At 65.1% G+C, this 7,841-nt stretch carries 7 protein-coding genes, 1 tRNA gene and 2 pseudogenes; 7 read left to right on the top strand and 3 right to left on the bottom strand.

Going from position 1 to position 7,841, the window contains the following annotated elements; translation table 11 throughout:
• Nucleotides 1-235, bottom strand: a 235-nt coding sequence (locus VAE53_RS06285; protein WP_322818519.1) for a response regulator, incomplete at its 3' end; no start/stop codon positions are given.
• Between the two features lie 325 nt (nt 236-560).
• On the opposite strand from VAE53_RS06285, the gene VAE53_RS06290 reads away from it, so the two are divergent.
• From VAE53_RS06290 to VAE53_RS06320, 7 genes and pseudogenes are all read left to right on the top strand, one after another.
• Nucleotides 561-1,655, top strand: a complete 1,095-nt coding sequence (locus VAE53_RS06290) for a PstS family phosphate ABC transporter substrate-binding protein (protein WP_322818520.1) — start codon at nt 561-563, stop codon at nt 1,653-1,655.
• A gap of 166 nt (nt 1,656-1,821) precedes the next feature.
• Nucleotides 1,822-2,793 (top strand): phosphate ABC transporter permease subunit PstC, encoded by a 972-nt coding sequence (pstC, locus tag VAE53_RS06295; RefSeq protein ID WP_322818521.1) that lies wholly within the window; start codon nt 1,822-1,824, stop codon nt 2,791-2,793.
• Complete coding sequence (pstA, locus tag VAE53_RS06300; protein WP_322818522.1) at nt 2,790-3,710, top strand: phosphate ABC transporter permease PstA; 921 nt, start codon at nt 2,790-2,792, stop codon at nt 3,708-3,710. The genes pstC and pstA overlap by 4 nt, the downstream gene beginning before the upstream one ends.
• A 98-nt stretch (nt 3,711-3,808) precedes the next feature.
• Nucleotides 3,809-4,609, top strand: a pseudogene (gene pstB, locus VAE53_RS06305) (phosphate ABC transporter ATP-binding protein PstB).
• A gap of 27 nt (nt 4,610-4,636) precedes the next feature.
• Nucleotides 4,637-5,302 (top strand): phosphate signaling complex protein PhoU, encoded by a 666-nt coding sequence (gene phoU, locus VAE53_RS06310; RefSeq protein WP_322818523.1) that lies wholly within the window; start codon nt 4,637-4,639, stop codon nt 5,300-5,302.
• 59 nt (nt 5,303-5,361) lie between these two features.
• Nucleotides 5,362-5,437, top strand: a tRNA-His gene (locus VAE53_RS06315).
• Between the two features lie 53 nt (nt 5,438-5,490).
• On the top strand, nt 5,491-6,387 hold the full coding sequence (locus VAE53_RS06320; protein WP_322818524.1) for a class I SAM-dependent methyltransferase: 897 nt from the start codon (nt 5,491-5,493) through the stop codon (nt 6,385-6,387).
• 84 nt (nt 6,388-6,471) lie between these two features.
• Here VAE53_RS06320 and VAE53_RS06325 read toward each other — a convergent pair whose 3' ends face one another.
• Together VAE53_RS06325 and VAE53_RS06330 are read right to left on the bottom strand one after the other, a co-directional pair.
• Complete coding sequence (locus VAE53_RS06325) at nt 6,472-6,771, bottom strand: hypothetical protein (RefSeq protein ID WP_322818525.1); 300 nt, start codon at nt 6,769-6,771, stop codon at nt 6,472-6,474.
• Nucleotides 6,768-7,841: pseudogene (locus VAE53_RS06330) on the bottom strand (hypothetical protein); the annotation flags it as partial. The gene VAE53_RS06325 and the pseudogene VAE53_RS06330, both read right to left, overlap by 4 nt.

Below are 7,841 nucleotides of genomic sequence, written 5' to 3' on the forward strand. Positions count from 1 at the left end.
GCATGATGACGGGGACGTCGCTTTCGCGGCGGAGTTCGCGGAGGACTTCGAAGCCATCGAGGCCGGGCATCATGATGTCGAGGACGACGAGGGCGGGCGGGGATTGTTGGAAGCGGGTGATGGCTTCGCGGCCGTCGGCGGCGTGTTCGACGGTGTAGCCTTCTTTTTCGAGGTAGAGGGCATTGAGGTCGCGGATGTTGGCTTCGTCGTCGACGAGGAGGATTTTCTGGGCCATGGGCGCCTTTGGCCGGGGGTTTCGGTAGGAGTATGCGCCGGGGGCCCTGAGCCTGCCACCCGGCGGAGCCGGGACGGGGGACTGGCGGGCTGTGGGCCCCTGGCGTGCTGAGGGGGTGGCAGCGAGGCGGGGCCGTCGTCCACCCGCTACCGATGGCGATCTTGGGGGTTGGGTGGGCTGGTTTCTGCCGTGGGGTGCAAACGGTGTGTAAAACGTCGAATCTTGGAGGTTTCGCAGTCTGGTGGGGCGTTAAACCGGGGTTAAAGGCGCGGGGGGACGATGCGGCGCGAAGCACCAACCATACTGACTTCAGGGGAGATACGTGATGCTTCGATTCCGTAGGGGAGGGAAATGGGCGCTGGTATTCGCGGCGCTCGTTTCGCTCGTAGCGTTCGTTGCCGTGGCGTGCGGTGGCGATGACGACGATGGCGGCTCGGGTGGCGAGACGCCGACCGGTGGGCAGACGCCAGCTGCGACGAAACCGTCATCTCAAGCGGACAAGCTGAAGGCTTGGTACGAGAGCCTGAAAGGCGACGTGCGTGTCGACGGCTCTTCGACGGTGTTCCCAGTTTCTCAGGCGGTGGCGGAGGAGTTCAGCAAGGTGGCGAAGGGTGTGCAGGCGAAGGTTGCGCTCTCGGGAACGGGGGGCGGTTTCGAGAAGTTCTGCCGGAAGGAGATCGATGTTTCGAATGCCTCGCGGCCGATCACGCAGAAGGAGAAGGATGCGTGCGCTGCGAATGGCATTCCGGAATCGGACCTGGTGGAGATCCAGGTAGCGATCGATGCGCTGACGGTCGTGGTGAACCCGCAGAATACGTGGGCGAAGTGCATGACGACGGCGCAGGTGCAGAAGGCGTTCCAAGCTGACGAGGGGGGGACTCCGATCAAGTGGAGCGACCTGGACCCGAGCTGGCCGAACGAGACGATTCGGTTCTTCTTCCCCGGCACCGATTCGGGGACGTTCGACTACTTCAAGGAGGCGATCAAGCTCCGTGGGTCGGAGAGGAACGAACCTGCTCACCGCCCGACGGGCCCGAACGCGACGTCTTCGGAGGATGACAATATCCTCGTGAAGGGCGTGGAGGGGAACAAGTACGCTCTCGGCTACTTCGGCTTTGCGTACTTCGAGGAGGCGGGCAAGTTGCTGAAGGCGGTGGAGATCGATGGCGGGAAGGGGTGCGTGGCTCCGACGTTCGAGAACGCGATCTCTGGGAAGTACACGCCGCTGAGCCGACCGTTGTTCATCTATACGACGAAGCCGCTTTTGAGCGAGCGGAAGGATGTCCTGGGCTTTGTCAAGTTCTACGTGGACAACATGGAGGAGCTTGCCAAGGACGTTGGCTACATCAGCCTTCCGCCCGACATGCTGAAGCAGCAGCAGGCGAAGGTGGAGCCGTTCCTGCCTGCGGAGCTGAAGTGACCGATTGGAAGCCTGTCGCTCCCGTGGGTGCGCCAGTGCGAGGCAAGGGCAGCGTCCGCTGCCCTTGCCCCGTCGGATTCCTACGGGGTGTGTCTGCGTTGCACGGGAGTTCGGTGACGGTAACGATTGTTCTGGCGGGAGCCGGCAGAATTTGCGAGGCGGTGAGATGCAGCAAAGCGTGACGGCAGTTTCGGAATCGCCGTTGGGTTTACGAGGGGCCGAGCTGGAGAGGGCGCTGAGGAAGCGCTGGAACAAGGCGCTCTGGGAGCGGGTGATCGTTCTTTCGCTCTGGCTGTGCGGGACGGTGTCGATGGTCACGACCGTCCTGATTGTGTTGACGCTGGCGGACGAGACGCGGGCGTTTTTTGCGGAGGTTTCGCTTCGCGACTTTTTGCTGGACACGAAGTGGACGCCACAGTTCGAGCCGACGCATTTTGGGATTTGGCCGCTGGTGTTCGGGACGCTCAATGTGCTGCTGTGGTCGATGGTGATTGCGCTACCGCTGGGGCTGGCGACGGCGGTGTATTTGAGCGAGTATGCGCACCCGAATACGCGGCGCGTGATGAAACCGGTGGTGGAGGCGCTGGCGGGGGTTCCGACGGTGGTCTATGCGTTTTTCGCGTTGACGGTGGTGACGCAGGAATTTCTGCGGCCGCTGCTGGGGCAGGACCGGGTCCCGATTTTCAATGCGCTGAGTGCGAGCATCGTGATGGCGATCATGATTCTGCCGACGATCGCGTCGGTCTCCGAGGATGCGATGTCGAATGTGCCGCGGGAGCTTCGGGAGGGGGCGTACGGCCTCGGGGCGACGCGGTTGGAGGTGGCGTTCCGGGTGGTATTTCCGGCGGCGCTCGGGGGCATCATCGCGGCGGTGCTGTTGGCGGTGGCGCGGGTGATCGGTGAGACGATGATCGTGGCGGTGGCGGCGGGCTCGACGCCACAGCTGACGCTGAATCCGTTGAATTCGGTCCAGACGATGACGGGCTACATGCTGCAGATCGGGCTGGGGGATTCGGCCCGGGGAACGATCGATTACACCTCGATCTTTGCGGTGGGTTCGACGCTGTTCGTGTTCACGCTGATTGCCAATGTGGCGGCGGGGATGATCGTGAAGCGCTTCAAGGAGCAGTACGAATGAGTGCGACGAGCGCGGCGGGGGAGTTCGTGCTGAAGGCGACGGGGCATGTGGCGCGCCGGCAATTCTATTCGCGGGCGTCTCGCTGGGTGCTTTTCGCTGCGACGATGTTGGCGGTGGTGATTCTGGCGTACCTGACGTACGACGTGATCCGTCTGGGGTGGGACCGCCTGAACATGGATTTTTTGACGTCGTATCCGTCGCGGCGGGCGGAGCAGGCGGGGCTGCGGTCGTCGCTTTTGGGCTGGTCGTGGCTGATGGGGGCGGTGATCGTGCTGGCGGTTCCGTTGGCGATCGGCTCGGCCGTGTTCATCGAGGAGTTCGCGCCGCGGAACTGGTTCACGGAGCTGGTGCGGGTGAACATCACGAATCTTGCCGGGGTGCCGAGCATTATCTACGGCATTCTGGGGCTGGCGGTATTCGTGCGGGGGTTCGAGGTGTTCGGTGTGACGGTGTTCCCGCAGTTGGGGCCGACGATCCTGGCCGGTGCGCTGACGCTGACGTTGATGATTTTGCCGATGACGATCATTGCCTCGGTGGAGGCGATTCGTCAGGTGCCGCCGAGCATTCGTGACGGTTCGTTGGCTTTGGGGGCGACGCAGTGGCAGACGGTGTGGCATCACATCTTGCCGGGTGCGATGCCGGGGATTATGACGGGCGTGATTCTGGCGCTCGCGAGGGCGGCGGGCGAGACGGCGGCGCTCATCATGATCGGTGCGTTCGCGTTCATCGCGTTCGACAACACGGGCCTGAACCAGAGTTTTACGACGGTGCCGATCCAGATTTACAACTGGACGATTCTGCCGCAGGAGGCGTTCCGGGCGAACGCTGCAGCGGGGATCATCGTGCTGATGGTGCTGGTGTTCGGCCTTAACCTGATTGCGGTCATCATTCGCGAAAGGTTCCGGCGGAAGTTCTAGGCGCCGGCGGGAGGATAGGAGAGATGAGCAACAGACTGGACCTTCGGCCGGCGTCTGTCGGACAGCGCGCGGCGGAGGAGACGCTGGAGCGCCCGCAGGTGCAGGCGCAGCCTGCCGCGCTTTTCGAGCCTGAGGGCGACATCGCGATCGAGTTCGAACGGCTGAGCCTGTGGTACGGGAAGAAGCAGGCGCTGACGAATGTGAGCTTGAAGATTCCGGCGAAGAAGATCACGGCCTTGATCGGGCCCTCGGGCTGTGGGAAGAGCACGCTTTTGCGGTGCATCAACCGGATGAACGATCTGATCCCTTCGGTGCGGATCGAGGGGGCGGTGTACTAGCGGGGGGTGAATTTGTACGGGCCGGAGATCGACCCGGTGGAGGTACGCCGTCGGATCGGGATGGTGTTCCAGAAGCCGAATCCGTTCCCGAAGTCGATTTACGATAACGTGGCGTTCGGGGCGCGGGTGAATGGGTACCGGGGGAATCTGGACGAACTCGTGGAGCGGTCGCTGCGGCGGGCGGCGCTCTGGGACGAGGTGAAGGACGATTTGCGGAAGAGCGGGCTGGCGCTTTCTGGCGGGCAGCAGCAGCGGCTCTGCATTGCGCGGGCGATCGCGAATCAGCCGGATGTGATTCTGATGGACGAGCCGTGCTCGGCACTCGACCCAATTGCGACGCTGAAGATCGAGGATTTGATGCGGGAACTGGTGCGGGACTACACGATCGTGATCGTGACGCACAATATGCAGCAGGCTGCGCGTGTCTCGGACTACACGGCGTTCATGCTGACGGACGAGCAGGTTGCCGGGCAGCTGATAGAATACGGGCCCACCGAGGAACTCTTCACGACTCCGAAGGATCGGAGGACGGAGGATTACATCAGCGGCCGCTTTGGCTGACGCCTTGGCGCACAAGGGGGCGTGGGGATGACCAGGGACCTGTTCAACGCGGAGATGCGCCAGCTGCAGGACGATGTCCTGACGCTGGGTTCGATGGCGGAGAAGGCCATCCTCGATGCCCTGGAATCGCTGCGCGATGGGGACGTGGAGTGGTCGCGACGGATCATCGAGGACGATCAGCGGATCAACCGGAAGCGGTTCGAGATCGAGGAGCGGGCGATTTTCGTTATCGCTTCGCAGCAGCCGATGGCGACGGACCTTCGGGCCGTGGCGAGTGTGCTCTACATCATTACGGACTTGGAGCGGATCGCTGACCACGCGGAGGGCATCGCCCGGATCAATACGCTGATGGAGCCGGAACCGCTGCCGCGCAAGCTGGGCTATATCCCTGCGATGGCGGACCGGGCGGTGGCGATGCTGCGCGATTCGCTGAAGGCGTACATCGAGCTGGACGTGGATTCAGCGCGGCAGATCTGCGGGGCGGACGATGAGGTGGATCGGCTCCAGGATAGTGTCTACGAGGATTGCATCTCGGCGATGATCGCGAACCCAGCGACGATCCAGCGGAATACGTATTTGCTCTGGACGGCGCACAACCTGGAGCGTATCGCGGACCGCTGCACGAACATCTGCGAACGGGTGGTGTATACGGTGACGGGGCACATGGACGAGCTGAACGTTTCGCGGTATTAGTGGGGGTGGAGCGCGTGGCGCCAATGCCGGGGGTGCTGGTAGGATGGGGGTGCGCCATGGCGGGCGTAGCGTAGTGGTTAACGCGTCTGATTGTGGCTCAGAAGATCGTGGGTTCGAATCCCACCGCTCGCCCCAGTTTTTCTTTCGGGTCGCTGGTTTTTCGGGCATTCGGCGAGCAGGGGGCCGGGGTGGCTGATCGTGTGACGCTCCGGCCGACGGTCGAGGAGGCGGCGGCGGCGTACCGGGAGCTGGTGCTGGCGAACCGGGCGGCGATCGAGGCGATCGAGGGTGAGCGCCCGCCGGGAGACGACTATTGGGCGAGCCGCGCGTCGAGTTTTCGGCCTGGGCGTACGCCGCTCCCGGAGCTGGGGGTGTTGCTGGCGCTGGCGCAGCCGGGGGATACGTGGTTGGACATCGGGGCGGGGGCTGGGAGGTTCGCGGTTCCGCTTGCAGGGCACGTGGGGCGGGTGGTTGCGGTGGAGCCTTCGCCTTCGATGCGTGAAGGGCTCGCGGAGGCGGCACGCGAGGCGGGGCGGGGGAACATTACGGTGATCGATCTGACGTGGCCGCCTTCGATGGCCGGGGCTGTGCCCGATGCCGATGTGTCGCTGGCGGCGAATGTGCTCTATGCGGTGGATGAGCCGCTGGGGTTTCTCCTGGCGATGGAGCGACACACGCGGCGGACGTGTGTGGTGGTGGCGTTCGATCGGGCGCCGAACACGCCGATCCCGGGTCTCTGGCGGGAGCTTTGGGGGAGTGACTTTCGTGAACTGCCGGCGCTGCGCGAGCTTTTGGCGCTACTGCTGGCGATGGGGCGCCGAGTGCGGGTGGAGCCGTTGCCACCGCAGCGGTTCGAGCCGCGGCCTCTCGATGACGTGGCGGCCGATTTCGCATGGATGTACCACGTGCGGCCGGGGATCGGGGATTTCGAGGCGAAGCTGGGGCGCTTCCGGGAGCTGGTTGCGAAATACTGTGGTACGGGCGAGGGACTGGCGCTGCCGCCGGTGGTGAGGCGGTATCCATCGGTGGTCTCGTGGCCGCCGGAGTGGAGCGGGGCGGAGATGTCGGCGATGGAACAGGGATGAGCGGGGGAGGTCGTGGGGAAAGGGGAGGGCCGCAGCCTCTCCCACTGGCTGCGGCCTCGGTGAAGGCGGGTGCTGGGCGGGGGTTCAGTCGGTTCCGTCTTTTGCGAGCTGGGGGAGGTAGCGCAGGTACTTGTCCTGGCCGCCCCCAGGGTAGAACCCGGAGGTGACGGTGTAGGAGCCACCGGTGGAGCGGCCAGCGAGGGGCTGGCCGATGGCGGCGCGGACTTCGTAGTTGCCGCCGGTGGACCGGGCGCCACCGGTGGTGGTTCGCCACCAGAGCTCGTAGGAGCCACTCGAGACCTGGGCCACGGCAGCGAGGATGATTGCCCCGCCGGCGAACGCTGCGGCAGCGAGGGCGGCTGCGCGGCGGGTGGGAGGATTCATTTGGTGATGACCAGGATGTTGAATTTTGCGTTGTTGGGGAGGCTGGAGCCGTCGGTGGTATAGAGCGCCCACGCACCGAGGAGGGCGGAGCAGCCGGGTGGGGCTATGGACTGGTACGCGACGCCGACGGGCGCTGTCAGTGGGGTTCCGCCGGGATTGGCGAGGGTGACGAAGAGGAGGAGGTTGGCTTTGCCCATGACTTGTGGGTCGGTGATGTACGAGACGGCGTTGGAGGTGGCGGGGCAGGTGGTGCTGCCGGTGCCGGAGAGGATGACGGTGTGTTGGAATGCGAAGGGTGCAGCGCCGGAGGCTTTGAGGGCGCCGTCGAGGTCGAGAGCGACGGGCCCGGAGAAGGCGGCGGCTGTGCCGTTGGGGGCGAAGCCGCGGACTCCGATGCCGTTGGCGGCGGTGGATTCGCCCTGGACGCCGGCCCCTCCGCCGCTGTTGGTGCCGAGGAGGGCGGGGTACTGGGCGGAGTCGGTGGTGGTGCGGTTGGCGGCGATGGCGATGCCTGTCCCGGATTGGTTGACGGTGACGAGCCCTTCGGGTGTGGCGGGGGCGCCGGCGGAGCTGCCGGAGATGGCGAGGGGGACGGCGAGGTTCCCGGCGGTGGCGGCGTAGAGGGCGTAGGGGGTGGGGCTGACGGGCTGGCGAGGGGAGAGGACGGTGTAGGCACCGGTGGAGCTGCCGGGCCGGACGGCGATCTCGAGCCAACGGGCGTCGCCGCGGAAGGCGTTGGCGCCGAAATCGAGTTCGACGGAGAAGAGGCCGTTGGCGACGGCGACGTCGTCTTTGGTGACGATGCTGCCGACCTGGGCACCGCCGGTCTCGGCGTCGTAGAGGATGAAGCGAAGGTCGTAGGTGCCGTTGGCGGGGCTTCCGGCGTCGGTCAGGCGGCCCTGGTAGGTAAACGTGGTGGTGAGAGCGGTAGCGGATTCGATGCGGCTGCCGGGGCCGGCGTCATCGCCGAGGACGGTCGCGATGGGAGCGAGGGCGGCGAGGCCCAGGAGGGCTGCGGAGGCCGCCAGGAAGCGGTTCCGGTGCATGGGAACCTCCTCGCGTTGGAATCG

The sequence above is a fragment of the Tepidiforma sp. genome (assembly GCF_034432735.1).
GTDB lineage: Bacteria > Chloroflexota > Dehalococcoidia > Tepidiformales > Tepidiformaceae > Tepidiforma.